Origin of the sequence: Kutzneria sp. CA-103260, assembly GCF_018263855.1 — a bacterium.
Taxonomy (GTDB): domain Bacteria; phylum Actinomycetota; class Actinomycetes; order Mycobacteriales; family Pseudonocardiaceae; genus Kutzneria.
Genome location: NZ_CP073318.1, coordinates 4916827 through 4940253, shown reverse-complemented (window position 1 = coordinate 4940253; position 23427 = coordinate 4916827). Strand labels below are relative to the sequence as shown.

General features: G+C 70.2%; 25 protein-coding genes. 17 read left to right on the top strand and 8 right to left on the bottom strand.

All coding sequences use genetic code 11. The features are described 5' to 3' along the window. Nucleotide 1: 1 nt before the first annotated feature. Nucleotides 2-631: a GTP cyclohydrolase II gene (locus JJ691_RS21355; protein WP_211770487.1), complete on the bottom strand. Its 630-nt coding sequence runs from the start codon at nucleotides 629-631 to the stop codon at nucleotides 2-4. A gap of 269 nt (nucleotides 632-900) precedes the next feature. On the opposite strand from JJ691_RS21355, the gene JJ691_RS21350 reads away from it, so the two are divergent. After that, entirely contained in the window at nucleotides 901-1329 is a 429-nt protein-coding gene (locus JJ691_RS21350; protein WP_211770486.1) for a hypothetical protein, read from the top strand. A 94-nt stretch (nucleotides 1330-1423) separates the two neighbouring features. Here the strand turns inward: JJ691_RS21350 and JJ691_RS21345 are convergent, their stop codons facing one another. Further along, the gene (locus JJ691_RS21345; protein ID WP_249228092.1) at nucleotides 1424-2017 is read right to left on the bottom strand and encodes a TetR/AcrR family transcriptional regulator; all 594 of its coding nucleotides are present in this window, start codon (nucleotides 2015-2017) and stop codon (nucleotides 1424-1426) included. Nucleotides 2018-2150: 133 nt separating this feature from the next. Between JJ691_RS21345 and JJ691_RS21340 the strand changes: the two genes are divergently transcribed. Genes JJ691_RS21340 through JJ691_RS21325 form a run of 4 tightly spaced genes read left to right on the top strand, consistent with a single transcriptional unit; the run spans nucleotide 2151 to nucleotide 5860 of the window. After that, nucleotides 2151-3377: a lipase family protein gene (locus JJ691_RS21340; protein ID WP_249228091.1), complete on the top strand. Its 1227-nt coding sequence runs from the start codon at nucleotides 2151-2153 to the stop codon at nucleotides 3375-3377. Between the two features lie 18 nt (nucleotides 3378-3395). Continuing rightward, nucleotides 3396-4055 (top strand): alpha/beta fold hydrolase, encoded by a 660-nt coding sequence (locus tag JJ691_RS21335; protein ID WP_249228090.1) that lies wholly within the window; start codon nucleotides 3396-3398, stop codon nucleotides 4053-4055. 43 nt (nucleotides 4056-4098) lie between these two features. Continuing rightward, the gene (locus JJ691_RS21330) at nucleotides 4099-4926 is read left to right on the top strand and encodes a DUF4436 family protein (protein ID WP_211770485.1); all 828 of its coding nucleotides are present in this window, start codon (nucleotides 4099-4101) and stop codon (nucleotides 4924-4926) included. A gap of 13 nt (nucleotides 4927-4939) precedes the next feature. Then, nucleotides 4940-5860 (top strand): ornithine cyclodeaminase family protein, encoded by a 921-nt coding sequence (locus JJ691_RS21325; protein ID WP_211770484.1) that lies wholly within the window; start codon nucleotides 4940-4942, stop codon nucleotides 5858-5860. Nucleotides 5861-5941: 81 nt separating this feature from the next. Here JJ691_RS21325 and JJ691_RS21320 read toward each other — a convergent pair whose 3' ends face one another. Then, a complete protein-coding gene (locus JJ691_RS21320; protein ID WP_211770483.1) occupies nucleotides 5942-6418 on the bottom strand; it encodes an Lrp/AsnC family transcriptional regulator in 477 nt (158 codons plus the stop codon). 130 nt (nucleotides 6419-6548) lie between these two features. On the opposite strand from JJ691_RS21320, the gene JJ691_RS21315 reads away from it, so the two are divergent. After that, nucleotides 6549-8834, top strand: coding sequence for a transketolase-like TK C-terminal-containing protein (locus JJ691_RS21315; protein WP_211770482.1), 2286 nt, complete (start codon nucleotides 6549-6551; stop codon nucleotides 8832-8834). Here JJ691_RS21315 and JJ691_RS21310 read toward each other — a convergent pair. Further along, nucleotides 8827-9117: a DUF427 domain-containing protein gene (locus tag JJ691_RS21310; protein WP_211770481.1), complete on the bottom strand. Its 291-nt coding sequence runs from the start codon at nucleotides 9115-9117 to the stop codon at nucleotides 8827-8829. The genes JJ691_RS21315 and JJ691_RS21310 overlap by 8 nt on opposite strands. A 95-nt stretch (nucleotides 9118-9212) precedes the next feature. Between JJ691_RS21310 and JJ691_RS21305 the strand changes: the two genes are divergently transcribed. The 3 genes from JJ691_RS21305 (at nucleotide 9213) to JJ691_RS21295 (ending at nucleotide 12715) form a co-directional block, all read left to right on the top strand. Then, on the top strand, nucleotides 9213-10469 hold the full coding sequence (locus JJ691_RS21305) for an MFS transporter (protein ID WP_249228254.1): 1257 nt from the start codon (nucleotides 9213-9215) through the stop codon (nucleotides 10467-10469). A 220-nt stretch (nucleotides 10470-10689) separates the two neighbouring features. Further along, the gene (locus JJ691_RS21300) at nucleotides 10690-12147 is read left to right on the top strand and encodes an MFS transporter (protein WP_211770479.1); all 1458 of its coding nucleotides are present in this window, start codon (nucleotides 10690-10692) and stop codon (nucleotides 12145-12147) included. A 25-nt stretch (nucleotides 12148-12172) separates the two neighbouring features. Next, entirely contained in the window at nucleotides 12173-12715 is a 543-nt protein-coding gene (locus JJ691_RS21295) for a universal stress protein (protein WP_211770478.1), read from the top strand. Here the strand turns inward: JJ691_RS21295 and JJ691_RS21290 are convergent. After that, nucleotides 12690-13610 (bottom strand): EamA family transporter, encoded by a 921-nt coding sequence (locus JJ691_RS21290; protein ID WP_211770477.1) that lies wholly within the window; start codon nucleotides 13608-13610, stop codon nucleotides 12690-12692. The genes JJ691_RS21295 and JJ691_RS21290 overlap by 26 nt on opposite strands. A 62-nt stretch (nucleotides 13611-13672) precedes the next feature. On the opposite strand from JJ691_RS21290, the gene JJ691_RS21285 reads away from it, so the two are divergent. Together JJ691_RS21285 and JJ691_RS21280 are read left to right on the top strand one after the other, a co-directional pair. Next, nucleotides 13673-14311, top strand: a complete 639-nt coding sequence (locus JJ691_RS21285; RefSeq protein ID WP_211770476.1) for a GntR family transcriptional regulator — start codon at nucleotides 13673-13675, stop codon at nucleotides 14309-14311. 125 nt (nucleotides 14312-14436) lie between these two features. Continuing rightward, nucleotides 14437-16395, top strand: coding sequence for an elongation factor G (locus JJ691_RS21280; protein ID WP_211770475.1), 1959 nt, complete (start codon nucleotides 14437-14439; stop codon nucleotides 16393-16395). Between the two features lie 8 nt (nucleotides 16396-16403). On the opposite strand, the gene JJ691_RS21275 is transcribed toward JJ691_RS21280, so the two are convergent. Beyond that, entirely contained in the window at nucleotides 16404-16661 is a 258-nt protein-coding gene (locus JJ691_RS21275) for a hypothetical protein (RefSeq protein ID WP_211770474.1), read from the bottom strand. Between the two features lie 277 nt (nucleotides 16662-16938). Between JJ691_RS21275 and JJ691_RS21270 the strand changes: the two genes are divergently transcribed. Then, nucleotides 16939-17304 carry a nitroreductase/quinone reductase family protein gene (locus tag JJ691_RS21270; protein WP_249228089.1) on the top strand — a complete coding sequence of 122 codons (366 nt, stop codon included), beginning with the start codon at nucleotides 16939-16941 and terminating at the stop codon, nucleotides 17302-17304. Nucleotides 17305-17310: 6 nt separating this feature from the next. Here the strand turns inward: JJ691_RS21270 and JJ691_RS21265 are convergent, their stop codons facing one another. Then, nucleotides 17311-17871, bottom strand: a complete 561-nt coding sequence (locus JJ691_RS21265) for a TetR/AcrR family transcriptional regulator (RefSeq protein ID WP_211770472.1) — start codon at nucleotides 17869-17871, stop codon at nucleotides 17311-17313. A gap of 75 nt (nucleotides 17872-17946) precedes the next feature. Between JJ691_RS21265 and JJ691_RS21260 the strand changes: the two genes are divergently transcribed. The 5 genes from JJ691_RS21260 to JJ691_RS21240 all read left to right on the top strand — a co-directional run bounded on the left by JJ691_RS21260 (nucleotide 17947) and on the right by JJ691_RS21240 (nucleotide 22396). Continuing rightward, the gene (locus JJ691_RS21260; protein ID WP_211770471.1) at nucleotides 17947-18786 is read left to right on the top strand and encodes an SDR family NAD(P)-dependent oxidoreductase; all 840 of its coding nucleotides are present in this window, start codon (nucleotides 17947-17949) and stop codon (nucleotides 18784-18786) included. Between the two features lie 25 nt (nucleotides 18787-18811). Next, a complete protein-coding gene (locus tag JJ691_RS21255; RefSeq protein WP_211770470.1) occupies nucleotides 18812-20050 on the top strand; it encodes an MFS transporter in 1239 nt (412 codons plus the stop codon). A gap of 15 nt (nucleotides 20051-20065) precedes the next feature. Further along, nucleotides 20066-20857 (top strand): protein phosphatase 2C domain-containing protein, encoded by a 792-nt coding sequence (locus tag JJ691_RS21250; RefSeq protein ID WP_211770469.1) that lies wholly within the window; start codon nucleotides 20066-20068, stop codon nucleotides 20855-20857. A 97-nt stretch (nucleotides 20858-20954) separates the two neighbouring features. After that, on the top strand, nucleotides 20955-21734 hold the full coding sequence (locus tag JJ691_RS21245) for an IclR family transcriptional regulator (RefSeq protein WP_211770468.1): 780 nt from the start codon (nucleotides 20955-20957) through the stop codon (nucleotides 21732-21734). After that, nucleotides 21731-22396, top strand: a complete 666-nt coding sequence (locus JJ691_RS21240; RefSeq protein ID WP_211770467.1) for an MBL fold metallo-hydrolase — start codon at nucleotides 21731-21733, stop codon at nucleotides 22394-22396. Before JJ691_RS21245 ends, JJ691_RS21240 begins: the two co-directional genes overlap by 4 nt. On the opposite strand, the gene JJ691_RS21235 is transcribed toward JJ691_RS21240, so the two are convergent. Continuing rightward, nucleotides 22332-23360: a hypothetical protein gene (locus JJ691_RS21235; protein ID WP_249228088.1), complete on the bottom strand. Its 1029-nt coding sequence runs from the start codon at nucleotides 23358-23360 to the stop codon at nucleotides 22332-22334. The genes JJ691_RS21240 and JJ691_RS21235 overlap by 65 nt on opposite strands. Between the last annotated feature and the right edge of the window lie 67 nt (nucleotides 23361-23427).

Here is a 23427-nt window from a genome sequence, read left to right as displayed (position 1 = left end):
CTCAACTCACGAGACTGGACAACGTGATGGTGTGTCCGGTGTGGTCCACCTTGGCCCGCAGGTAGCGCAGGTTGCTGTCGGTGGCGAACACGCCGGTCGGCACGCGGCGGCGCACCGTGACGCCGAGCTCACGCAGCTGCTCGGCCTTGTCGGGGTTGTTGGACAGCAGGTCGATCTTCTGCACGCCCAGCGCGGCCAGCATCTGCGCGGCCGCGGTGTAGTCGCGGCCGTCCTCGGGCAGGCCCAGGGCGGTGTTGGCGGCGTAGGTGTCCAGGCCGTTGTCCTGCAGGGCGTACGCGTCGAGCTTGTTGTACAGGCCGATGCCGCGGCCTTCCTGGCGCAGGTAGAGCAGCACGCCGCCGGCCGCCGAGATGCGCTCCACGGCCTCCCGCAGCTGTGGGCCGCAGTCGCAGCGGGCCGAGCCGAACACGTCGCCGGTCAGGCACTCGGAGTGCGGGCGCACCAGGGGAGTGCCGGTCGTCGGGTCCCCGAACACCATCGCCACGTGCTCCAGGCCGTCGGCCAGCCCGTGGAAGGTGACCGCTTCCGCGGTGACGGAGAAGCCGTCGGCGAAGCGGAGCGGGATCCGCACCCGGGTGCGGACGGTTGCCTCGGCGTCGCTCGTCGACATGGTGGACTCCGATCTGCCAGTGGCCGCGCTACGACCGATTACATGTTCAAATTTCAACAACATCGCGGCGGCCCGGATGGTTTCCCGGCGAGATGTGACCTGTGTCGCATTTGCTACGCCCTGGTGAAGCATCGCCGAGCCTAACTCCTCTCCCTCTGTCCAAGGACACGATCACGGAGTCCGCCTGGTTCATCCCAAGCTCGGGGAATTCGGTTGCGTGGACCCGTCCGGCGCTGTCCACACGGTCCTGTGTGCCGGAAGATGCCCGCATGGAGATCAGCGAGGGCAGCCGCCGGCGGATCGTCGCGGTGCTGCTGGTGTCGGCCGTGATCACGGTGTCGTACATCCTGTTGTGGCTGTTCGCCCGGGACGTGGTGGCCAGCGAGACCCGCGCCGGCTACGTCGAGTTCGAGAACTCCTTCCCGCTGGCCGACACCTGGCTGCTGATCTGCCTGCTCGGCGCCACCGTCACCCTGCTCGCCCGCCGGCCCAGCGCCCTGCTCTGGCTGCTGGCCGGCGGCGGCGCCGGCGTCTACCTGCTGGGCATCGACTCGCTGTACGACCTGGAGAACGGCATCTGGTGGCTGCCCGGCGGGGCCGGCCTGCTCGAACTGGCCATCAACCTCACCACGCTGATCGTCAGCCTCGGCCTGCTCCGCTGGGCCTGGCGCCGCCGCACCACCCTCCTCACCCCCTGACCTCCCCCTTCACCGCCACATGTGGTCCGCGTTCGTGACCTGAAGTCGACTGTGGCGCACATGTGGCATCGGTGGGCGGTGGTGGGGCGGGTGATCAGCGCAGGATCGCCGCCAGCATCACGCCGCGGATCTCGGCGGCGATGTCGGCGACCGGCCACGGCGGACGGTGCGCCTGCCATTCTCGCAGCAGTCCGGTGATCGCGCCGACCAGGGCGATGGCGGTGAGGCGGTAGTCCCGGTCGGGGGCGACGCCGTGGGCGGCGGCGTGTCGGGCCTCGGACTCGATGAAGTCGGCCCAGCGGGTGACCCACTCCTGGTGCTGTCGCTCCAGTTCCTCGCTCACGCCGACCGCCTCGACGTAGTTCAGCCGCGGCAGCCGGGGATCGGCGGTGACGCTGGCGACGAAGGCGTCCAGCAGCACGGTGATCCGGGTGACGACGTCCGGTGAGTCCAGTTTCGCCAGCGCCGTCCGGACCTGTTCCAGGGCGGCCGAGTTGATCAGGTCGTGCAGGGTGACCAGCAGCTGCTCCTTGCCGGTGAACTCCTCGTAGAAGTTGCGGGTGGACACGCCGGCGTCGGCGCAGATCTGGACGATCTTGGTCTGCCGGTAGCCGAGCGTGGTGAACAGGTGCAGGGCCGCCTCCAGCAGCCGCTGCCGGCGCTGCGCCCGCCGCTGCTCGGAGGCCACTCCCGCGTAGCCGCGTCTGGCGATGGCCGACTCCTCACCCGCGTGACAAAAACTGGTAATCGGGATTGCCAGATTACCCGAGCCGCGCCTACCTTGTGAAAATCCTGATTACCACTTCAGCTCGGAGGCAACGATGCTTCGCCGAGTGCTCGTGCCGCTGCTCGCCCTGTGCACGGCCCTGCTGGCTGCCCCGGGGTTGATGGACACAGCCGCCGTCGCTCAGGCCGATGCCCGCCCGCCGGCGCCGTCCCAAGACCCCTTCTACACGCCGCCCTCGCCGCTGCCCGGCCAGGCCGGCGACCTGATCCGGCAACGCCAGGTCGACTGGTACCCGGAGCCGTTCCGCGTCTTCTCCGCCCCGGTCCACACCTGGCTCGTGCTCTACCGCTCCACCTCCGCCACCGGCGCGCCGAACGCGGTGTCCGGCCTGGTGCTGGTGCCGCCGATCCCGTGGACCGGCCCGGGCCAGCGGCCGATCCTGGCCTACGCCATGGGCACACAGGGCCTCGGCGACGACTGCGCGCCGTCCTACCACCTGCGCACCGGCACCGAGGTCGAGATCGCCTTCCTGGCCCAGGCCATGCTCAAGGGCTACGCCGTCGCGCTCACCGACTACGAGGGCCTGGGTACCCCGGGCACGCACACCTACGCCGTCGCCCAGTCCGAGGGCCATGCGTTGCTCGATGTGGCCCGTGTGGCCAGCAAGGTCGACGGCGCCGGCCTCAGCCCGGCCGCACCGGTCGGCGTGTTCGGCTACTCCCAAGGCGGCCAGGCCGCGGCGGCCGCCGGCGAACTACAGCCGACGTACGCGCCCGAGCTGCCGGTCGTCGGCATCACCGAGGGCGGTGTGCCGGCCGACCTGAGCGAGGTCGCCGCCTACAACGACGGCAACGCCGGTTTCAGCCTCGTCGCCGGCGCGGCCGTCGGCTACGCGGCGGCGTATCCCGAACTGCCCTTCGCCACTGTGCTCAACGCCAAGGGCCGCGAGGTCGTGCAGAAGGTCGAAACCTCCTGCATAGTCGAACTCGCGCTGGCCGATCCGTTCGACCGGCTGAACAATCTGACCACCGTGCCCGACATGATCAAGGATCCGCGCTGGCAGGCGCGGCTGGCCGAGAACCGCCTCGGCGCGCACAAGCCGGCCGCCCCGGTGTTGCTCTACCACGGCACACTCGACGAGCTGATCCCGTTCCACGTCGGCGAAGAGCTCCGCGACCGGCTCTGCGCCCTCGGCGCTTCCGTGCAGTGGCAACCGGTTCCGCTCGCCGGCCACATCGTGGCGGTCAGTGTCTACGGCACGGCGGCGCTGAACTGGCTCGGGGACCGCTTCGCCGGCAAAGCCCCCACGCCGAACTGCTGATCGTGATAGGCAGTCGGCGTGGAACTGTTCACGCGCAGCTGGGGGTCGCCGTCGGCCCCGGCGATGGTCCTGCTGCACGGCGTCACCGGCGACGGCGGCACTTGGGCGGGGTTCGCGCCCCGGTTCGCCGACCGCTGGCACGTCATCGCCCCGGACCAGCGTGGACACGGCCGGAGCCGGCACGCCGAGGCCTACTCGTTCGACCTGTTCGCCGATGACCTGCACGGCCTGCTCGACGCGTACGACATCGAGCAGGCCGTGCTCGTCGGCCATTCCATGGGTGGCGTCGTCGCCTACCGCTTCGCCGAGCAGTACCCCGACCGGGTCGCCGCGATGGTGCTGGAGGAAGCGCCGCCGCCGGTGCCGCTGGGCCGTGAACTCGGCCCTCGGCCGGCGGGCGAGCTGGACTACGACTGGGCGTTGCGCGCGCCGATCCTGGCCGAGCTCAACGATCCCGGTCCAGACTGGCCGGCCCGGCTGGCCACGATCGCCGTTCCGACGCTGGTGATTGCCGGGGGCGGGCAGAGCCACCTGCCGCAAGCCGACATCGCCGCCATGGCCGGTTTCCTGCCGACGGCCCGGCTCGTGCGGATCGAGGCCGGCCACCTCGTGCACGAGACCCGGCCGGACGAGTTCGCGGCGGTGGTCGAGGAGTTCCTGACCGACACCAACAGGTGAATCGCCGTGCCGTCCGAGGACGGCTCGCCTAGCGTGACGCCGGATGAACAAGGCGCGGATCATCGTGGTCGGCCTGGTGATCGCGGTGCTGACCACCAGCGGCATCATCGGCTACCGGACCGACGCCCAGCGCGGCACGGCCGAGTACGTCGCGGGCAGCGACGACCCGAACCGGGTCGAGCTGGACGTCACCCTGCAGCGGGTCGACACCGCGGCCCGCGAGCTGGACCTGCGGGTGATCCCGCTGCTGCGCGGCACCCTCGCCGAGGACGTCTCGACCGGGCCGGCCAAGGACCTCGTGGTGGACACCTCGTCGCTCAGCGCCGGCGCGCTGCGCTTCAAGGCGCACGACCGGCTCTCGCTGCAGAACGTGCGGTTCGGCGTGGACGACGGCCTGGTGTCGGACTATCCGTTCGACACCTACTCGGCCTCGATCGAGTTCTATGTGACATTCGGCGACGAGAACGTGCCGGTGTCGCTGCGGTTCCGCTCCTACGACTCGCTGTTCACCGGCCGGCTGGACGACGTGAGCTTCAAGCCCGGCCTGATGAGCGCGCACGCGGTGGCCGGCCGGTCGATCGGCTCGTCGGCGCTGGCGTGGTTCCTGATGGTGGTCATGTGGGCGCTCGCGCTGACCGTGCTCGGTGCGGCGCTGACCATCGTGGCCAAGGACATGGGCCTGGTGTGGCCGGCGATGGGCTGGATGGCCGCCACCCTGTTCGCGCTGGTCGGCTTCCGCAACGCCGCCCCCGGCTCGCCGCCGATCGGGGCGCTGATCGACTACGGCGCGTTCTACTGGTCCGAGCTGCTCACCACGGTCTCGCTGATTTACGTGACGTGGCACGGCATCCGGCTGGCGCGGGCCGGCTGATACGTTGGGCGGCATGCTGTTCCTGTCGGCCGCCGAAGTCGAGTCCCTGCTGGATCCGGACGCCGCGATCGCCTCGCAGCGCCGGGCGTTCGCCGCGCTGGCCAGGGGAGCGGTCGACCTGCCGCACAAGATCATGCATCCCAGCGGCTTCGACGACTCGGTGGTGTTCTGTTACGCCGCAAGGATGTCCGGCGACACCGGGGCGGTGGCCAAGGTCGGCAGCATCAACCCCGGCAACCCGGCCCGGGGGCTGGCCAGCATCCATGCCCTGGTGATCGCCTTCGACCCGGTCACCGGGCAGCCCGTGGCCGCGATGGACGGCGGCGCCGTGACCACCCTGCGCACCGCCGCCGGCAGCGCCGTCGCCGTGGACCTGCTGGCCGTGCCGGCGGCCGCGACGCTGGCGGTGATCGGCTCCGGTGTGCAGGCCAAGGCCCATGTCCGGGCCATTTCCCGGGTTCGCGAGCTGGCCGACGTCCGCATCTGGAGCCCGTCGGACCGGCGTGTGGCGACCGCCGCCGAGCTCGATGCGCGGGCGGTGGACAGCGCAGAGGAAGCCGTTGCCGGGGCCGACATCGTCGTCACCTGCACCCTCAGCCGCGAGCCCGTGGTCCGTGGCGCGTGGCTGTCGCCCGGGGCCACTGTCGTCAGCGTCGGCTCCTTCGAACCCAGCCGCCGCGAGGTCGACGAGGACCTGGTCCGCCGGGCTGCTGCCGTGGTCGTCGACGACCCCGAGACCGCCGCCGGCCACGCCGGCCCGATCATCGGCGTTGTGGCGAAGGCGGATCTGGTAGCGCTGGGCGACGTCGTGACCGGCCTTCGCTCGCCCCGCACCTCCCCCGACGACGTGATCTTCTACAACAGCACCGGCATCGGCGTCCAGGACGCAGCCGCCGCCTGGGCCATCATCGACACCCAAACCCCCGCCCACTGACCCGCGAGTCCCGCTCTCGGGCAACTGAATGTCGAGTTCCGAAACTCGACATATGGCTGCCTGAGAGCGGGACTCGCGGGGTTATCGGGCTCGTTTCTCGAGTAGGGGAGTGATGCGGTAGCTGACCAGTTCCCGCATCACCAGGGCGGTGCTGGTCCGCTCCACCCCGGGGATCGCCAGCATTCGGCCGGCGATCCGGTACAGGTCGTCGGCGTCCTCGGCCACCACCTGCGCGAACAGGTCGGGCTGGCCGCTGATGCCGTGCACCTGGAGCACCTCGGGCACGTCGGCCAGCGCGGCGGCCACCTCGTCCAGGCGCTGCTGGGTGACGACCATCGTCACCAGCGCGGTCAGCGGATAGCCCAGCGCCCGCGGCGGGATCCGCCGCTCGAACGTGTCCAGCACGCCCGGCTGCTCCAGCCGCAGCAGGCGGGCCTGCACGGTGTTGCGGGACAGCCCGGTCTGCTCGGCCAACGCCACGGCGGTGGCCCGCGGCTGCTCGGCCAGGGCCTGCAGCAGTCGGATATCGGTCTGGTCGAAGCGGTCCTCGTTGCGCACTCTGCTCGCTCTCCCCGGTCCGCACGGGTACGGATCTGTGCGTTTTGCTCAACCCAACGCCTCTGCATTGTGCGTCGTGAGCGTCGGTGTTGTCATTTGAGCACGTTGTGCACCCCGGGAAGGTGGACCGATGACCAGGCAGAGCCCGGCCGCGCTGGCCGTGCTGACCGAGATCGAGCGGCGCGTGCTGTGGCTGTCCACGGCGGTGATCCACCATGCGAACCTGGTGCGCCCCAACGCCTCCGGCCTCAAGGTCGGCGGGCACCAGGCGTCCAGCGCGTCGATGGTGTCGATCATGACCTCGCTGTGGTTCCGGCACCTCCGCCCGCAGGACCGGGTCTCGGTCAAGCCGCACGCCTCGCCGGTGCTGCACGCCATCAACTACCTGCTCGGCGAGCTCGACGAGTCCTACCTGCCGACACTGCGGGCCTTCGGCGGCCTGCAGAGCTACCCGAGCCGGTCCAAGGACCCGGACCCGGTCGACTACTCGACCGGCTCGGTCGGCATCGGTGCGACCGCCCCGATCTGGGGCGCGATCGCCCGCCGCTACGTCGACACGGCGATCGGGACCGCCGGCGCCGGCCGCCAGTACTCGCTGCTCGGCGACGCGGAGCTGGACGAGGGCGCGGTCTGGGAGGCCGTGCTCGACCCGTCGGTGGCTGAGCTGGGGGAGATCGTCTGGATCGTCGACCTGAACCGGCAGTCGCTGGACCGGGTGGTGCCGCAGATCGCCGCCGACCGGCTACGCGACATGTTCGCCGGCGCCGGCTGGCAGGTGATCACCCTCAAGTACGGGCGGCTGCTGGCGGAGCTGTTCGCCCGCCCCGGCGGCGCGGCCCTGCGCCACCGTATCGACGGCATGCCCAATCCCGAGTACCAGCGGCTGCTGCGGTGCGACGCGGCGCAACTGCGGGACCGCCTGCCGGCCGGCGACCCGGACGTGGCCGACCTGCTGTCCGATGTGGACGACGAGACGCTGCTGGCGGCGATCCGCAATCTGGGCGGGCACGACCTCGCCGCGCTGGACGGGGCTTTCGAGCAGATCGAGGACACCCGACCGACCGTCATCTTCGCGTACACGGTGAAGGGCAACGGGTTGCCCACCCAGGGCCACCCGCAGAACCATTCCTCCCTGCTGACCGCCGACCAGATGGTGGAGTTGGCCCAGCGACTCGGCACGGATGTGGGCACTCCGTGGCAGGCGTTCGCCGAGGGGACCGACGCCGCGAGGCTCTGCCGGGAGACGGCGGATCGCTTGCGGCGCGACAAGGTCACGACAGTCGAACCGCCGTCGATCCCGCTCGACCTCGGGCGGGCTCATCACGGCACGTCCACCACGCAGGCGGCCCTGGGCCGCACCCTGTTGGACCTGACCCGCCGTGCCCCGCAGGCCGCGCGGCGCGTGGTCACGGTCAGTCCGGACGTCAGCTCCAGCACCAATCTCGGCGGCTGGGTGAACAAGGTCGGCGTGTGGTCGCCGCGCGAGCGCGTCGACTGGTTCGCCGATGACGCCGACACCATCCTGCACTGGAGGGAAAGCCCTGGGGGACAACACATCGAGCTCGGTATCGCGGAGACCAACCTGGTCGGCCTGATCGGGGAGCTCGGCGCCACCTGGAGTCGCTGGGGTCAGCCGCTGCTGCCGATCGGCGTGCTCTACGACCCGTTCGTGTCGCGGGCCCTGGAGCCGTGGTCGTTCGGCATCTACGCCGGCGGACAGTCCATTCTGGTCGGCACCCCGTCCGGCGTGACACTGGCCCCGGAGGGCGGCGCGCACCAGTCGATCACGACCCCGTCGATCGGCCTGGAGCAGCCCGGCTGCGTCACCTACGAGCCGGCGTTCGCCGTCGACGTCGAGTGGACCCTGCTGGCCAGCCTGGCCAAGCTGGGCCGGCCCGACGGAACCTCGGCCTACCTGCGGCTGTCCACCCGGCCGGTGGACCAGACGCTGGCCGACGTGCCCACCGACCCTGCGGCCCGCGAGCGCCGTCGCCGGCAGGTCGTCGCCGGTGCCTACGCCTTGCGCCGCAAGGAGAATCCGGCGATCACGATCGCCGCCATGGGCGCGGTCGTACCCGAGGCGCTGCAAGCCGCCGAACGGCTCGCCCAGGTCGGCATCGAAGCCGACGTCGTCTGCGTGACCAGCCCCGGTCTGCTGTTCCAGGCGCAGCAGGCGAGGCATGGACTCGCCGACGGTCCGTCATGGATCCTGGACCAGGTGCTGCGCCCCACGCCCCTGGTGACCGTTTTGGACGGTCACCCGCACACGCTTGCCTTCCTGGCCAACGTGAACCGGGTGCCCATTGTCCCGCTCGGCGTCACCCGCTTCGGCCAGGCCGGCTCGCTGGAGGACGTCTACCGCTACCACGGCCTCGACGCCGACAGCATCGTGCGGGCGGCCCTGGACCTCAGCTGATCTCCACCACTCGCCGGTCGAACGCCACATACCCGGCGAAGTCCGAGCCCACCCGCTCCACCGCCGACGCGGGCGGCGTCGGGTAGCTCCAGCCGGCGTCCGCCTGACCCGCCACGTTGTGGTACTGCGCCGCACCCTTCCAGGGGCAGGTGTACGGAGTGGGGCTGTCCGCCAGCTCTCCGTCCACGATGGACGAGGGCGGGAAGTACCAGTTGCCCTCGATGGACACCAGCTCGGACTCGGGCGCTTCGGCCACCACGCGGCCGTTGAGGGTTGCCTTCATGCTCGGGCCAACACCGGTCCGTGCCCCGGCATTCCGCCGCCCCGGTAATTCCGTCGTGCGCGGGGATGTTCGCCGATACGCTCGCCCTGGTGACCATGCCTCGGCGCCTGCTGGTCGATGCCGCCCCGCTCCGCCAGTCGCCGGCCTTCCGGCGGTACTGGATCGGTTCCGGGCTCTCGGCGATCGGCACCCAGATGACCATGTTCGCGATCACCTACCAGGTCTTCACCATGACCAACAGCTCGTTCGCGGTGGGGGCGGTCGGGCTCTGCAGTGCGGTGCCGGCGATCGGATTCGGCATGCTGGCGGGGACCATCGGGGACGCGGTGGACCGACGGCGGCTGGTGCTGATCACCAGCCTGGCCCTGGCCGGGGTGTCGGCGCTGTTCGCGGTGCAAGCCTTCCTCGACCTCCGCCAGCTGTGGCTGCTGTACGTGCTCACCGTGGTCGAGTCCCTGATCGTGTCCGTCAACGTGCCGGCCCGCCGCACGTTCACGCCTCGCCTGCTACCCACCGAGCTGCTGCCGGCCGGCGCCGCGCTGAACATGATGACCATGCACCTGAGCAACACGCTCGGCCCGCTGCTGGCCGGCGCGGTCGCGGCGGTCGGCGGCCTCAAGGCGTGCTACGTGATCGACGTGCTCAGCTTCGGGGCCGCGCTGTACGGCGTGTTCCGGCTGCCGCCGATGCCGCCCGAAGGCACCCTGGCCAAGCCTGGCATGACGGCGGTCGTGCAGGCCGTCGGCTTCATCAGGGGCTCCCAGGTGCTGACCGGCGCGGTGCTGGCCGACTTGTTCGCGATGACCCTTGGCGCGCCGTTCGCCCTGTTCCCCGCCATCAACGCGGCGTTCTTCGGCGGCGGCCCACAGACCCTAGGCCTGCTCAATGCCGCGCCGGCGATCGGCGGCGTGCTCGGCTCGGCGTTGTCCGGTCCCGTGGGGCACGTGTCGCGACAGGGCCGCGCCATGCTGCTGGCCGGCGCCTGCTGGGCGATCACGCTGATCGGCTTCGGGCTGTCCACCACGCTCTGGCTGTCGGTCGCGCTGCTGGTCGTCGGCGGCGCGTGCGACGTGATCAGCGTCGTGTTCCGGACGACCATCCTCCAGGTGGCCACGCCCGACCGGTATCGCAGCCGGATCGGCGCCGCCGAGTACGTCGTCGGCTACGGTGGCGCACAACTGGGGAACTTCCGCGCCGGCACGGTCGCCTCGCTCACCACGCCCGGGCTGTCGGCGGTGATCGGCGGACTGTCCACCATCGCCGGCGCGGTCGCGTTGTGGCGGTGGCTGCCCGGCTTCGCCGCGTTCAGAGCGGAAATCGCCTTTCCGGATGATCAGGCAACAACCGGGTGACAATCGTCCCCAAGAGGTTTGAAATGCTCGCGTGCGCGGCCGGTGAGCGATCGCGCCGGCAGCGTGATCTGGGGCGGGATTCGTGACCATGTCGCACTTTCACGCGTTCTACCGGTTGCGGACCGTCCCGGTTGGCGGTAAGTCTCTACACCTGTTCTTAACCCGCCGGCCACATGTGCGCGAACGTTTTCGCCAACGCACGCGACATCGGGAGAAAACGATGACAGCTGCCAGTCCCGCCGGCACGGCGACACCCCAGGTGAGCCTTGTCCCCGCCCGCATGGACCGGTTGCCGTGGACCCGGTTCCACTGGTCCATCGTGATCGGCCTGGGCGTGTCGTGGATCCTGGACGGCCTCGAGATCCAGATCGTGTCGGCCGCCGGCTTCCAGCAGACCCTGCACATGAGCTCGGTCGAGGTCGGCTTCACCGGCACCATCTACCTCATCGGCCAGGTGGTCGGCGCGCTCTACTTCGGACGGCTCACTGACAAGATCGGCCGCAAACGGCTGTTCATCCTGACACTGGCGATCTACCTGGTGGCCAGCGGCATCGCCGGCTTCTCGTTCAGCGTCTGGTTCCTGTGGATCTTCCGGTTCATCGCGGGCCTGGGCATCGGCGGCGAGTACACCGCGATCAACTCCGCCATCGACGAGCTGATCCCGTCCCGCTACCGGGGCCGCGTGGACATCGCCGTCAACGGCACCTACTGGGGCGGCGCGATGATCGGCGCCACCGCCAACCTGTTCCTGCTCGACCCGAACCTGCTGGCCGTGGATTGGGGCTGGCGGATCGGCTTCTTCATCGGCCCGGTGCTCGGCCTGATCATCATCTACCTGCGCCGGCACATCCCGGAGAGCCCCCGCTGGCTGATGACGCACGGCCGGCTGGAGGAAGCCGAGAAGACCGTCGACGAGATCGAGGCCGGCGTGCAGCGCGAGGGCGTGACCCTCACGCCGGTGCCGCCGGAGAAGGCGATGTCGATCGTGGAGGCGCCGCGGCTGGGCTTCCGCACCGTGTCCGGGATCTTCCTGAAGAAGTACCCGAAGCGCAGCTTCCTCGGCTTCTCGATGATGGTCACGCAGTCGTTCCTGTACAACGCGATCTTCTTCACGTACGCGTTGGTGCTGCACAACTTCTACCACGTCAGCGACAGCGACACGTCCTGGTACTTCTTCCCGTTCGCGGTGGGCAACCTGCTCGGCCCGCTCATCCTCGGGCCGCTGTTCGACACGGTCGGCCGGCGCAAGATGATCCTGGGCACCTACGGCTTCGCCGGCATCGTGCTGGCCGTGTCGGCCGCCCTGTTCAGCGCGGGCACGCTCAACGCCACCACCCAGACCATCTTCTGGTGCGTGTCGTTCTTCTTCGCCTCGGCCGGCGCGTCGTCCGCGTACCTGACGGTCAGCGAGATATTCCCGCTGGAGCTTCGGGGACAGGCGATCTCGTACTTCTTCGCCATCGGCCAGGTGGCCGGGGCCGTCGCTCCCACCGTGTTCGGCGCGCTGGTCGGTGAGGGCACCGAGCGCGGGCCGCTGACCGTCGGCTACTACGTCGGCGCGGGCATCATGATCCTGGGCGGCCTGGTCGCCTGGTTCTTCGGCGTCAACGCCGAGGGACAGTCCCTGGAGGACGTGGCCGATCCGCTGTCCAAGGCGCCCGCCGCCGAGGCCCGCTAGGATCCGCGACGACGAGGAGGTAGCCGTGGCTGATTTCATCGTCGTGGGCGTGAGCGTCCGCAGTGGATCCCCGACCGCGTTGCGCTGGGCCGCCGACGAGGCCCGGCGGCGGCGGTGCGGCCTGGTCGCCGTCCGGGCGTGGCGGGCCCCGCGCCCGCCGGCCGCGCCCGGTGGCCGCCCGCCGGGCGTCAGCCGGGACGTCGACGCCGCCTTCACCGCCGGTGAGGAAAAGCTCGCCGCCGACGTCGCCGCGGCCCTCGGCGAGGACGCCAAGGTCGAGTGCCGGCTGGTGAAGGGCACCGCGGTTTCCGTGCTGCTCAAGGAGAGCGAGGGCGCGCTGATGCTCGTGCTCGACGCTCCGCGCAGCACCGATCTCAAGGCAAACACCCTGCTGGCCCATCGCCTCATGTACCACGTGGGCTGCCCGGTGGTGGTCATGCCGCCCGCCCTCACGCTGCCCGGTCCCGGCCGTGCCGCCCGCCTGGGCAAGCAGGTCGGCACGCGGTTGGCCAAGGCCGCCGCCAACGCGGGGCGGCCCGGCATCAGAATCCCGCGCCAGACGGACTGAGTTCCTGGTGCCCGGCCGCTTTGTGGCCGGGCACCAGGGTTTTCCGGGTCCGACCGGCGACGGGGATCGCCGCCGCGATGAGGACGATCCCCACCCACTGGGCCGGCGACAACGCCTCGTGCAGAAGCAGAGCGGCGATGACCGCCGCTCCCGCCGGCTCCAACAGCGTGATCGTCACCGCCGCCGCGGCGCCGATGTGCCTGATGCCGCGGGCGAACAGCCAGTAGGACATGCCGGTGGTCACCACGCCCAGGTAGGCGATGCCGGAAATCCCTTGCCACGTCAGGAGATTCCCGGTCGCGGTCACCGCGATCACGGGAGCCATCAGCACCGCGCCCGTCCCGCAGATCCCGGTCAGCGCCGTCGCGTCGTCATGACGTGTGGTCAGCTCTTGGATGGATATGGCCTGAAGGCTGAAGAACGCCGCGGCCAGCACCGAAAGTCCCAGTCCGACAAGGGAAAAGATCGCCCCTTTCGACAACGCCAGCAGGCACAGGCCGCCTACCGCCAACGCGGTGCCCAGCAGCCAGCCGGTGCCGGGGGAGCGGCGGCTGCGCACCACAGTCCACAGGCCGGTGAAGACAGGGGACAGCCCGATCCCGACTGCCGTGCTGACGGCCACGCCCGCGCTGCCGATGGCCCCGAAGTAGGCCAGCTGAAACCCGGCGATGCCAACAGCTCCGCCGGCCAACGGCAGGAGATCGGCCCGTCGCCACACCCTCTTCAGCGGTCGCCCCTTGGCCACGGCCAGCAGCACGAGAGCGCCGATGGCCAGCCGGATGCCGCCGGCCGCGATGCGGTCGCCGGTGTCGAAGAGCGCGGCGACCGGGCCGAGGGTGCCCCACAGCAGTGCGCCCGCGGCGGCACTGGCCGCGGCCTTGCCACTCGTTGTCACGGGCTGACGGTAATACGGTATGACAGTCACACGCAACGGTCTGACCGCTAGACTCACGCGGTGTGACGGCGTTGCAGACGACCAGCACTCGGGACGCCCTGGTGGCCGAGGTGCGCAAGCTGATCCTCAGCGGCGAGCTGGCGCCGGGGTCGAGCCTCACCGAGACGATGCTGGCCTCGATGTTCGGCGTCGCCCGGCCCACGATCCGGTCGGCGCTGCAGGAGCTGGTGGCCCGCAACCTGGCCCAGCGGGCCAACGGCCGGTCGCTGGTCGTGCCGGTGCTCACCGAGGCCGACGTCCAGGACCTGTTCCTGGTGCGCACGCCCCTCGAACTGGAGGCCGTCCGCGTCATCGTCGAGTCCGGCGTCTCCCTGGACGGGCCCGAGCGCCTGCTGGCCAGGATGGACGCCCTGCCGCCCGACACCAGCTGGGCCGACCGGGTCGAGCTGCACACCGAGTTCCACATCGCCCTCGTGGAGTTGGCCGGCAGCCCCCGCCTCAACCGCGTCTACCCAGCGCTCCAGGAGGAGATGCAGCTCTGCCTGGCCCAGCTGCACACGTTCTATCCGGGCGGCAAGGCGCTGGCCGCCGAACACCGGCAGCTCCTCGCCGCCATCGCCTCGGGCGACGTCCACACCGCCCAGACCGAGATGCGCTCGCACCTCTCCGGCGCGATCCGCCACCTCGCCGCCCGCCGATAATTCGGTTGCCCCGCCGCACCTGTTCTGCTGCACTTCTCGCGTCCCCGATCCAGGAGTTGAGATGCGAGCTCGCGTCATGGTCACCGCAGATGGAATCACCCTCCTGCTGAAGGACATGACGCCGCATGGCAGTGCTCAACCTCGGGATTCTCGCGCACGTCGACGCCGGTAAGACCAGCCTGACCGAGCGGCTGCTGTTCACCGCCGGAATCATCGACGCGATCGGCAGCGTCGACGACGGGAACACGCAGACCGATTCGATGGCGCTGGAGCGCCGTCGCGGGATCACCATCAAGTCGGCGGTGGTGTCGTTCACCATCGGCGACCACACCGTCAATCTCATCGACACGCCCGGCCACCCCGATTTCATCGCCGAGGTGGAACGGGTGCTCAGTGTGCTCGACGGTGCGGTGCTCGTCGTCTCGGCGGTGGAAGGCGTGCAGGCGCAGACCCGAATTCTGCTGCGGGTCCTGCACCGCCTGCGTATTCCCACGCTCATCTTCGTCAACAAGGTCGATCGCGGCGGGGCCCGATACGACGACCTGATCGCCGACATTTCCGCCAAGCTCGCGACGTCCATCGTGCCGATGGGCGCTGTCACCGGACTTGGCACTCGGGCTGCCCTCGCCGTGCCTTTCGGATCGGACGACGTGGGCTTCGTCGAACGGCTCGTCGAGCTGGACGACGATTTGACCACCGCCTACCTGTCGTCCTCGGACGTCCCCTATCGGCGAGCCTTGGCCGTGCTGGCCGAGCGATCCCGCCGAGGACTGACGCACCCGGTGTTCTTCGGTTCGGCGATCACCGGGACCGGCGTGGATGCCCTGGTCGAGGGCATCATGTCGCTGCTCCCGACCGCCGCCACCGAGGCGGACGCCCCGGTGTCCGGCACGGTGTTCAAGGTCGAACGCGGCGCGGCCGGCGAGAAGATCGCTTACGTCCGAATGCACGCCGGCACGCTCCGCGTCCGGGATCGCCTGCCCGGCTGGGACGACAAGGTGACGGCGATCGCCGTCTTCGCCGAGGGCGCAAGCGTTTCACGCCAGTCCGTGTCCGCCGGCTCCATCGCCAAGCTCTGGGGTCTCAACGGCATTCGCATCGGCGACGCCATCGGGGCCTCCCCGGCCGCTGCGGAACACTACTTCTCGCCGCCGACCCTGGAAACGGTTGTCCTGCCCGCGCGTTCCGGCGAGCGTGGAACACTGCGGGCAGCTCTCGACCAGTTGGCCGAACAGGATCCGCTCATCGACGTCCGCCAGGACGAAATCCGCCGCGAGATCAGCGTCTCCCTCTACGGCGAGGTGCAGAAAGAAGTCATCCAGGCCACTCTGGCCGAGGAGTTCGGCATCGAAGTCACATTCCGGGAGACGACCACCATCAATGTCGAACGTGTCGTCGGCACCGGTGCGGCCTTCGAGATAATCGACGTCCCGCCCAATCCCTTCCTCGCCACTGTCGGCCTGCGAATCGAACCCGGGCCGATCGGCCGTGGGCTGACGTATCGGCTGGCCGTCGAGCTGGGCTCCATGCCGTACGCCTTCATGAAGGCGGTCGAGGACACCGTTCGGGAAACCCTGTCCCAGGGCATCCATGGCTGGCAGGTCATCGACTGTGTGGTCACCATGACCCATTCCGGTTATTACGCTCGGCAGAGTCACGCGCACGGCACGTTCGACAAATCGATGTCCAGCACCGCCGCCGACTTCCGCGGCCTCACGCCGCTGGTGCTGATGTCCGCCCTTGCCCAGGCCGGCACTCGTGTCCACGAGCCGTTCCATCGCTACCAGCTGGAAATCCCCACCGAGGCCTTCGCCGCCCTGCTCCCCGTGCTGGTCCGGCTGCGGGCCGCACCGCTCATGTCGGAGATCCGCGGCCGCACCCACGTGCTCACCGGCGACATTCCCGCCGCCGAGGTCCACGGTCTCGAACGCCGCCTACCCTCGCTCACCAGTGGTGAGGGTGTCCTGGAGTCCGCGTTCGACCACTACCGGCCGGTCGACGGCCCGGCCCCGGACCGTCCGCGCTGGGACCACAATCCGCTCAACCGCAAGGAATATCTGCTGCACGTGGTGCGCCGCATCTGATCCCGGGTTCAGTCCCGGTAACGCCGGTAGCCGACCCGGCCGATGTTCGCCAGCGCCGTCACCGACAGCACCGCCAGCAGCACGCCCGCCCACGCCATGCCCAACTGGAAGCAGAGGACCGTCGACGCCGCGCACAGCGCCAGACCCACCACCGCCAGCCACAGTCGTGTCGTCCGCGTCGGAACCACCCCGCCCATGCTGGCCGTCGGGTCGTGGAAGGCCCAGGGCCGTCCAGTCTCGGGGTGCCCCATGCTGCCCGCTGTCATGCCTCTCCTGTTCGACGTGACTCCCGTGACAATTCAAACAGACGCCCCCGACAGCGCCGTCCGCCCGTGGCCATCATCTCCCGGCCCACCCCGCGATTGTCAGCCCCGTCGGGTGGATTGATTCGGCGACTGCCCCGAATGGCCCAGCGTGGCCCGGCCCCCCTACTCAGGGTGCGACCGCCGCTACGCTGCGGGAGTAGTGGTTTCGGGGCGAACCGGACTCATCACTGTGGGAAGGCAAGGGATGCCCAACTATCGGGAAACCAAGCATCGGATCGTGACGTCCTTCCAGCGCCGGATCGGCAACCCGATCCTGATGCGCCTGCCGGGACAGACGGTGCTGGAGACGACCGGCCGACGCTCCGGCCAGCCGAGGCGGACTCCGATCGGCGGTCGCCTGGTCGGCCGGGACTTCTGGCTCGTCTCCGAGTACGGCGAGAAGTCCCAGTACGTGCGCAACATTCGCGTGGATGCTCGGGTGCGCGTTCGGATCCGGGGACGCTGGCGGGCCGGCATCGCGCACCTGATGCCGGAGGACGACGCCAGGGCGCGCCTTCGCGCGCTGCCCGTGTTCAACAGCGCCGCTGTGCGTCTGCTCGGCGCGGACCTGCTGACCGTGCGGATCGAGCTGACCGAGGACTGAAGCGCCTTACCCTCGGGGATGGAGGTAGGCGAGCAGGTCGTCGACCAGGTCCTCCGGATCGGCGTTGCCCTTGCCGTTGGCCGCGAGGTGGCCGGCCGACGCGAGGTTGGCCGCGCCATGGGCCAGGGACCGGAGCAGCGCGGCGAGCCGGACGGGGTCGCCGGCCGGGAGCAGGTCGGCCTGCTGGGCGGCCAGCACGGTGTCGACGAACCGGGTGTGGGCGGCGTGCGCGGCCTGGTACAGCTCGGACGAGTCGACGGTCCACGGCCCGAAGATCAGTCGGAACCGGGCGGGGGAGTCGAGCGCCCAGCGGATGTAGTCGTGCAGGGACCGGCGAAGGCGATCGGCCGGCGGGGACGACGGATCGTCGCGGTCAGCACGGCGTTCGAGCTCGCGGGTGGCCAGCGCGGCCAGCAGGGCTTCCTTGCTGGGGAAGTGCTTGTACGGGGCGTTGTGCGAAACCCCGGCCTGCCGCCCGACTTCCCGCAGGGTGACGGCCTCGACCCCGCCGGCGTCGAGCAGTCGCGCCGCGGCGTCGAGCAACGCCTCACGGGTCCCGGCAGCCATCTGTGCATCGTAGACGCTGGTTGACGCTGTCAACCTGGAGAGCTAGGTTGACAGCGTCAACCAGAAGGGGGAGTCATGCGAGCAGTGGTGACCGGGGCGACGTCGGGCATCGGCGAGGCGATCGCGGCGAAGCTGGCGGAGCGGGGCACGGTGGTGTTGGTGGGCCGCGACGACGGCCGGCTGCGCGACGCCGCGGCGCGGATCGAGCGGGCGGCGCCGGGCGCGGACCTCGTCCTGGAACGGGCGGATCTGGCGCTGGTCAAGGAAGTTCGGGCATTAGCAGAGCGCCTGCCGGCGGCGGACGTCGTGGTGAGCAACGCGGCGGTCATCACGGATCTGGATGACCGCACGGCGGAGGGCCTCCAGACGCTGCTGGCGGTCAACCACCTGGCGCCGTACCTGCTGCTGCGCCTGCTGGCGGAGCGCATCGGGCAGCGGCGGGCCAGGTTCGTCATCGTGGGCGCGGATCCGGTGGCGTTGGCGCGGGTGCCGGTGGACCTGGACGACCTGGAATCCGGGCGACTTCGGGTGCCGGACCCGGACATGTTGCCGTTCGCGGCCTACGGCCGCACCAAGAACATGAACGCGATGTTCGGCTACGAGCTGGCCCGCCGGCTGACGACGATCACCGTGACCGCTGCGCATCCGGGCATCATCGCCGGCACGAGACTGGGCCGGAACTCCCGTGGGGCGCTGAAGCGGCTGGCCGACGAGCTGAAGCTCACCGCGCCGGGGTCGGAGGTGGGGGCGGACACGCCGGTGTGGCTGGCGACATCGTCCGAAGTGGACGGACAGACCGGCGGCTTCTACGTGGAGCGTCGGCTGACGCCGACGGCGGAGCACACCACGGACCGGGCCCGGTGCGAGCGGCTGTGGCGGGAAAGTGCCCAGCTGGTGGGAATTTCCAACGGGTAACCGTTTTCCGGTAGCGTGCCGGCACGTGCGTGAAGGCCGCTGGAACCGTGACTTCTCCCTGTTCTTCGTGGCCCGGGCGGCGGCCCGGCTCGGCGACATGATGCTGCCGGTGGCGCTGGCCGCCGGCCTCATCCAGTACGGCTACGGCGTCGGCGCGGTCGGTGTCGCGATGGCGGCCAACAGCGCCTGCTTCGCCGGGTTCGTCATCTTCGGTGGCGTGATCGCCGACCGGTTCGACACCCGCACCGTGATGGTGTGCGCGGACCTGACCCGGGTCGTCACGCAGTCGTTGGTGGCGGTCATGTTCTTCACCGGCCACGTGGTGTTCTGGCAGGTCTGCGTGATCGGCGCGGTCAACGGCCTGTGCGCGGCGCTGTTCCAGCCGGGCATCGCCAGCACGATCCCGCGCATCGCCACGGACGTACAGGGCGCCAACGGCCTGATCCGCATCGCCGAGTCGGTGATGGGCGTGGCCGGCCCGGCCTTCGCGGGCGTGCTGATCGGCGTCACGTCGGTGGGCGGAGTGTTCGCGGCGCACGCGGCGACGTACCTGACGAGTGCGTTGTGCCTGCTGGGTTTGCGCCTGCGCCGTGGCCCGAGGCCGGCGCGCCGCGAGCGGTTCCGGGCCGATCTGGTCGAGGGCTGGCGGGAATTCCGGTCCCGGGGCTGGGTGTGGGGCGTGATCCTGGTCTGGATGGTGCTGATGATCACCACCTTCGGCCCGCTCACCCCGCTGGCCGCCACCGAGATCATCACCAGCCACGGCGACGCCGCCTACGGCCTGGTCAACTCGATCGGCGGCGTGGGCATGGCCGTCGGCGGCCTGATCGCCATGCGGCTGCGCCCACGCCACCCGCTGCGGGCCGGCGCGATCGCCATGCTGGCCTACGGCATCCAGCCGATCACGGTCGCGCTGCACGCCCCGATCTGGCTGATCGCCGCCGGCTGCGCCGTCACCGGCGGGGTGCAGACGTTCTGGAGCGTGATGTGGGCGACGAGCATCCAGACCCAGATCCCGGGCTCGATCCTCAACCGCATCCACGCCTACGAGGTCGCCGGCTCGCTGGCCATGATGCCGGTCGGCCAGGCCCTCGCCGGCCCGGCCGCCGGGGTGATCGGCAGCGGCCCGGTGCTGGTGGTCGGCGCGGTCACCGCGGTGGCCGGCATGGCGGCGCTGCTGCTCGCGCGACCGGTCCGCGACCTCGGCCGGGCCGAACCGGAGCCGGCGGGGGTTCGAGTCCTGGTCGCGCCGACCGAGGGCTGATGAGAGTCTGGCCGCATGCGCACCGATCTGCTCTCCGTCCCCGGCGTCCCGGAGCACGCCAACGAGGACTTCGCCGCGGTCTCGCCGCTGGGGGCCGCAGTGGTGCTGGACGGGGTCACGCCGCCGCCGAACGGCCAGACCGGGTGCATCCACACGGTGACGTGGTTCGTGCAGCGGCTGGGACCGACCTTGCTGGACCGGGCGGCGACGAGGCGTGACCAGTCCCTGACCGACTGCCTGGCCGAGGCCATCGCCCAGACGGCCGCGGTGCACGAGGCGACGTGCGATCTGACCCACCGCCGCACGCCGCAGGCGACGGTGGTGGCCCTGCGCTGGGACGACGACCGGATCGAGTACCTCGTGCTGTCGGATTCGGTGCTGCTGCTGGACATCGACGGCACGGTGACGCCGATCCTGGACGGCCGGCTGGACGAGGTGACGGGCCGGCCGGAACTGCGGGCGATCCGCTACACGCCGGAGTACTTCGGCGTCATGGAGGGCCTGCGGAACGCGGAGGGCGGCTTCTACACGGCGGCGGCCGATCCGGACGTCGCCAAGCGGGCGGTGACGGGCCACCTGCCGCGGGCGCAGGTGCGTGCGGCGGCGGCGATGTCGGACGGCGCGACGCGGTGGACCGAGGTGTTCCGCTTCGGCGACTGGACGGCGCTGTTCACCCACGTCCGGGACGCCGGCGCGGAGCAGGTGATCGACGAGGTGCGCGCGGCGGAGAACGCCGACCCGGACCGGAAGGCGTTCCCGCGCGGCAAGTCCCGCGACGACGCCTCGGTCGTGTTCCTGGAGTTCTGAGACGCACCCGACATCCGGCCGTGCGTGGTTGACGCACGCCCTCGTCCGGCCTAGCGTTTTCATTAATAGAAACTCCACTTTCACATAATGAGACCCCATGACTCAGGGTGAAGCCCAGCGGACCGAAGGCGGCGAGACGGCCCGCCGCGCGCTGCGGTTGATCGAGGCCGTCGTCACGGCCGGTGAGCCGATCGGGCTGGACGACCTCGCGGCCCAGGTCGGCCTGTCGAAGAGCACCGGCTACCGGCTGTTGCGCGTGCTTCAGGACGAGTTGTACGTGGAGCGGGCCGACTCCGGTGGCTACCGCGTCGGCAGCCGGCTGGTCGCGGTGTCCGCGGCGGTGCTCGCCGACAACGCGCTCTACACCGCCGCGCGGCCGGCGTTGAAGGCGCTGTCCGAGGCCGCCGGCGAGACCGCGACCCTGCATCTGCGCGCCGGCAACCAGAACGTGTTGGTGCTGGGCGTGGAAAGTGCCGATCAGGTGCTGCGCCGCGCGGCGACGGTCGGCGAGACCACGGACCTCAGCAGTGGCTCCAGTGGCCGCTCGATCCTGGCGTTCCTGAAGCCGGCGGCAGCCGAGCCGATCATTCGCGCCGATGCTGATCAGCCGGCGCTACGCCGGGCACTCGACGAGATTCGCCGCGACGGCTACGCGCTGTCCTTCGGCGCTAACCACCCCGGCCTGCACGGCATCGCCGCGCCGGTGCTGTCCACTTTCGACGGTGCCGGCCCACCTATGTCGGTGGCCCAGCCGATGTCAGTAGCACTGTCCGGCCCGGCCGACCGGTGGACCGGCGACCGCATGGTTTCCTTCGCCGACAAGCTGATCGCCACCTGCGCGCGGCTGTCGGACCTGTTCAGCGAGAGGCGCACATGATCGAAAACATCACCCGGGTGCCGACCACCAAGCGGGACAACGCCTTCCTGATCGAGGAGAACGACGGCTACACGCTGGTCGACGTCGGCTGGGCCAGCGCGCCCAAGGTCATCGAGGAGTTTCTGGGCAGCCTCAAGGACATTCGCCGGGTCGTGATCACGCACGCTCACCCCGATCACGTGAAAGGGCTGGCGGAGCTGAAAGAACGAACCGGGGCCACCGTCCACATCCACGCCGACGACGCGCCGTGGCTTCAGGCCGGCCGAGTGCCGACGGAGGGCCGGGCCGGCGCCCTCGGCCGCGTTGTCGACCGGCTTCCGTTGGCGCACTGGACATCCGTGACGCCGGACGAGCGGGTCGAGGACGGCGACCTGATCGGCAACCTCCGCGTGATCCACACGCCCGGCCACACCCCGGGACACATCGCCCTGCTGCACGAGCCGACCCGGGCGCTCCTGGTCGGGGACCTGGTCTTCAACCGGGGCGATCTCGGCATCGGCCCGGCCGCGATGGCCGCCGACCCGGGCCGCCGGCCGGAAAGCCTGGCCCGGCTGCCTCAGGACGTCAGCGCGGTCGGCCTGGCCCACGGCGATCCGCTCATCGGCTCGGCGACAGCGCGTTTTCGAGCGCTGCTCGCGGATACGGGGTCTGGCGGCTCGTGACGAACAGGTCGCTCCAGAACTCGTTGAACGGCACCGCAAGGTGCTGGTAGCGAAGCACGATCTCGGCAAACGCGGCCGGAAACGGCGTGTCCGCGGTGAAGTCGCGGATGAAGGCGAAGCGGTTGACCGGCTCGCCTGGGACGTTGCCCAGCACCCGTACCAGCATATTCACCAGATGGGCGAGCACGTAGACACGGTCGTGGCCGGCGTTGTGCTCAAGGAATTCCCGTTCCGGCGGCGACAGATCGAACCGGGGTGAGGTGGCCAGCCCCAGATCGGCGATGTAGAGCCGCTCGCCGTCGGTGAGGATGTTGCCGAAATGGGCGTCGAAATGAAACAGTTCCCGCTGTTCCAGAAATGCGAAGACGTCCAACAGGTCACGCTCCACCATCGCCACCGCGGCCGTGTCGCCGGCGACCATCCGGTCGTCCAGCCAGCCGTGCAGGGTGTGCGGGAAGTGCTCCATGAACAGCACCACGCTGGCCTCGGCGGCGAGCAGCGCCTCCACCCGCTCCCGGACGCCCGCGCCGTGGTGCAGGAACTCGACGTACCGGTCGACGTCCTGGAGCTCGTCCCACAGCCGGGGCGCCGAGTCCACCACCCGCCAGTGGTAGAGCAGCGGGAAGTTGGCGCACTCGCCGGTCAGCACCCAGTTGGTGGTCATCACGTGCGCGGCGACCTCCCGCCAGGCGCCGAACCCCGGCGAGCGCACGCCGTACTGGCACCAGGGCGCCAGGCCGAACATGTTCGCGGTCGAGCGCAGATTCTCCGGCCGCAGTTCCAGCTCGGTCAGCGGCACCTTCTTGACGAACACCTTCGTGCCGGCCACGGTCAGCACGCCGGCCGAGCCGCCGGCGCCGGAGGACTCCACCGGAGTCGCCGTCTCCACCAGGTCGGCCAGCTGCCGGTCGCTGAGCAAGGCCAAAGCCGTGGACACGTCCGCGAAACGCCCGGTTCTCGTCACCTGGTCACGCTACCGGTCGGGATGATCGGTTCGCGACCGGGTTTTGACAATCCTCCTTTCGTCGGGC

Bases quoted from the DNA above. Each gene is read 5' to 3' on its own strand.
- JJ691_RS21355 (WP_211770487.1), bottom strand. From the start codon at position 631: ATGTCGACGAGCGACGCCGAGGCAACCGTCCGCACCCGGGTGCGGATC.
- JJ691_RS21350 (WP_211770486.1), top strand. From the start codon at position 901: ATGGAGATCAGCGAGGGCAGCCGCCGGCGGATCGTCGCGGTGCTGCTG.
- JJ691_RS21340 (WP_249228091.1), top strand. From the start codon at position 2,151: ATGCTTCGCCGAGTGCTCGTGCCGCTGCTCGCCCTGTGCACGGCCCTG.
- JJ691_RS21330 (WP_211770485.1), top strand. From the start codon at position 4,099: ATGAACAAGGCGCGGATCATCGTGGTCGGCCTGGTGATCGCGGTGCTG.
- JJ691_RS21325 (WP_211770484.1), top strand. From the start codon at position 4,940: ATGCTGTTCCTGTCGGCCGCCGAAGTCGAGTCCCTGCTGGATCCGGAC.
- JJ691_RS21315 (WP_211770482.1), top strand. From the start codon at position 6,549: ATGACCAGGCAGAGCCCGGCCGCGCTGGCCGTGCTGACCGAGATCGAG.
- JJ691_RS21310 (WP_211770481.1), bottom strand. From the start codon at position 9,117: ATGAAGGCAACCCTCAACGGCCGCGTGGTGGCCGAAGCGCCCGAGTCC.
- JJ691_RS21305 (WP_249228254.1), top strand. From the start codon at position 9,213: ATGCCTCGGCGCCTGCTGGTCGATGCCGCCCCGCTCCGCCAGTCGCCG.
- JJ691_RS21300 (WP_211770479.1), top strand. From the start codon at position 10,690: ATGACAGCTGCCAGTCCCGCCGGCACGGCGACACCCCAGGTGAGCCTT.
- JJ691_RS21280 (WP_211770475.1), top strand. From the start codon at position 14,437: ATGGCAGTGCTCAACCTCGGGATTCTCGCGCACGTCGACGCCGGTAAG.
- JJ691_RS21275 (WP_211770474.1), bottom strand. From the start codon at position 16,661: ATGACAGCGGGCAGCATGGGGCACCCCGAGACTGGACGGCCCTGGGCC.
- JJ691_RS21265 (WP_211770472.1), bottom strand. From the start codon at position 17,871: ATGGCTGCCGGGACCCGTGAGGCGTTGCTCGACGCCGCGGCGCGACTG.
- JJ691_RS21260 (WP_211770471.1), top strand. From the start codon at position 17,947: ATGCGAGCAGTGGTGACCGGGGCGACGTCGGGCATCGGCGAGGCGATC.
- JJ691_RS21250 (WP_211770469.1), top strand. From the start codon at position 20,066: ATGCGCACCGATCTGCTCTCCGTCCCCGGCGTCCCGGAGCACGCCAAC.
- JJ691_RS21245 (WP_211770468.1), top strand. From the start codon at position 20,955: ATGACTCAGGGTGAAGCCCAGCGGACCGAAGGCGGCGAGACGGCCCGC.
- JJ691_RS21240 (WP_211770467.1), top strand. From the start codon at position 21,731: ATGATCGAAAACATCACCCGGGTGCCGACCACCAAGCGGGACAACGCC.